This is a genomic window from Bacillus sp. FG16 (genome assembly GCF_057809515.1).
The window spans coordinates 1-474 of sequence record NZ_JBMDKC010000325.1 but is presented as its reverse complement, the minus strand read 5'-3'; the positions used below and the strand labels follow the sequence as shown (position 1 = coordinate 474).

The 474-nt window shown below is 36.3% G+C and carries 2 protein-coding genes and 1 pseudogene; all 3 read left to right on the top strand.

All coding sequences use genetic code 11. The features are described from left to right. Nucleotides 1–107 (top strand): annotated as a pseudogene (locus ACODS7_RS32555) (helix-turn-helix transcriptional regulator); the annotation flags it as partial. A 23-nt stretch (nt 108–130) separates the two neighbouring features. Continuing rightward, on the top strand, nt 131–286 hold the full coding sequence (locus ACODS7_RS32550; RefSeq protein WP_243168996.1) for a DUF6906 family protein: 156 nt from the start codon (nt 131–133) through the stop codon (nt 284–286). 37 nt (nt 287–323) lie between these two features. Next, nucleotides 324–474: Rha family transcriptional regulator (locus tag ACODS7_RS32545; RefSeq protein WP_488828690.1), on the top strand; the 151-nt coding region annotated here is incomplete at its 3' end.

Sequence of the window (474 nt, the reverse complement as noted above, 5' to 3'; positions counted from 1 at the left end):
GAACATATTTTGCTAAAGAACACGGTAAAAGTGACTTCACCCTAAAAGAGGCTCAGAAACTAGCAGAATATTTTAATACAACAGTGGACGAGCTGTTTGCAAAATAAATAGAAAAGGGGGAAGAGCACGCATGAAAAACGGTAAAAGGCCAACTAAACGAGAGAAGATACATATTGATTCATATAATTTAAATCCTGATAATTGGCTAATTTTTAAGAAGGTAGATGGCGAATTACATTTAGTACATCGTGATACAAACTCAATACGAGTCATTCCGAGTGAATAGAGTGGACAAGCATTATTAAAAATGAGGAGGTCTTCACATGGATGGATTAACAGTAGCAAACGAACTGGTATTTGAAAGTAGTGGTGAGGTAGTAACGGACAGTCTAACAATTGCTGAAATGTTTGGTAAGGAGCACAAAAACGTAAAACGAGACATTTCAGAAACAACTTCGAAGTTAGCTAGTCTAC

What these genes read in the sequence shown, in the direction of transcription:
- ACODS7_RS32550 (WP_243168996.1), top strand. Translation starts at nt 131, where the DNA reads ATGAAAAACGGTAAAAGGCCAACTAAACGAGAGAAGATACATATTGAT.